The sequence below is a fragment of the Brachyspira pilosicoli genome, from assembly GCF_008016535.1.
In the GTDB taxonomy this organism is placed as follows: Bacteria; Spirochaetota; Brachyspiria; order Brachyspirales; family Brachyspiraceae; genus Brachyspira; species Brachyspira pilosicoli_A.
The window spans coordinates 1-1,243 of record NZ_SAXY01000085.1; the positions used below are offsets into that span (position 1 = coordinate 1).

Here is a 1,243-nt window from a genome sequence, read left to right on the forward strand (position 1 = left end):
TGTGTATATTCTTTTAATTTTTCTCTCAATAATTCTACTGTGATATTTTTATTTAATCGTGAATAAAATTCTCTTTCGTCTATGCCGTGTACTCTTTCTACTACGCCATTGTATCTTGGTGTTGCTACAGGAATATATCTTCTCTCTAATTTATTTTTCAAGCAGTATTCATCAAAAATATTGATTTTAGAGGTATTGATACAGCGATAAGTATATTCTATACCATTGTCTGTTTGTATAGCTTGTATCCTAAAAGGTGAAGTTTTAAATACATATTTTAAGAAAGATAAAGCACTATAAGGTGTTTTATCCTCATAGATTTGCCTCCAACTATAGCGTGTAGCTAAATCGACAGCAGTGAATTGATAAACTGTTTTTCTGCCTAATTTGATATATTTTACCGAAGGTACGCAAGGCGGTGTCTATTTGAACTATTTTGCCTTCTTTTTGTATTTTAGAGACAAATTTTCGTTTATCATATCGCTTCTTTTTCTTTTTTATTTTGTATCTCCAAAGATTATTTCTTTTTAGTACATTCTCTATAGCTGTAACACCTATCTTAATGCCTTCACGATTTAAATATGCTTTAATATAATGCTTACCTCGATATTCTTTAGTATAGAGTTCAATAATTAAATTAATAGCTTTTTGATTATTAAAGATATTTGGAGAAGTTTTCGGTCTAGTGCTAAAATTAGCGACAGTTCCAGTGTCTTTATATTTCTTAAGCCAAGTATAAAAAGTGGATTTATTTATTCTTTCCATCTTTAAAAATCTTTTAATATTTTTAGTTTTTAATGCTTCATCCACTATAAATAATTTAAATTCTGTGCTATAATCTTCTTTTATAGTAGTATCCTTTATTTATTTTCTATATCAAAATATTATAACAAGGATACTGCTTTTTTTATACTAAAAAATGTCCAATATCTCACACTCCTTAACAATGTAATATTTAATACTTATATACAATTTTTTTAATTTTTTATATTATTATATTTAATATTTGCACGGGAGCCAAACATATTGCAGTTAGGAATTCCTTAATTTATTAAAGTATAGCATAGGTGTATCATAATTTAAAGCAGAATGTATTCGTTTATAATTGAAAAAATAATTATATTTTTGTATATTTTTATTTGCTTTCTCTAAAGTTAATTCTTGTGTACAAAAATCATAAAATTCTTTTTGGTCTCGGTTGTGTGTACTTTCTACTACACCATCGCTGTGCGTGCCTGCGGCA

Annotated in this window: 2 protein-coding genes; both read right to left on the reverse strand. The window is 27.0% G+C overall.

Annotated elements, in window-relative coordinates; all coding sequences use genetic code 11:
• Window positions 1-330 precede the first annotated feature (330 nt).
• Entirely contained in the window at window positions 331-765 is a 435-nt protein-coding gene (locus tag EPJ72_RS12810) for a hypothetical protein (RefSeq protein WP_242005024.1), read from the reverse strand.
• A 267-nt stretch (window positions 766-1,032) separates the two neighbouring features.
• Window positions 1,033-1,243, reverse strand: a 211-nt coding sequence (locus tag EPJ72_RS12815) for an integrase core domain-containing protein (protein ID WP_147732499.1), incomplete at its 5' end; no start/stop codon positions are given.

What these genes read in the sequence shown, in the direction of transcription:
- EPJ72_RS12810 (WP_242005024.1), bottom strand. Translation starts at nt 765, where the DNA reads ATGGAAAGAATAAATAAATCCACTTTTTATACTTGGCTTAAGAAATAT.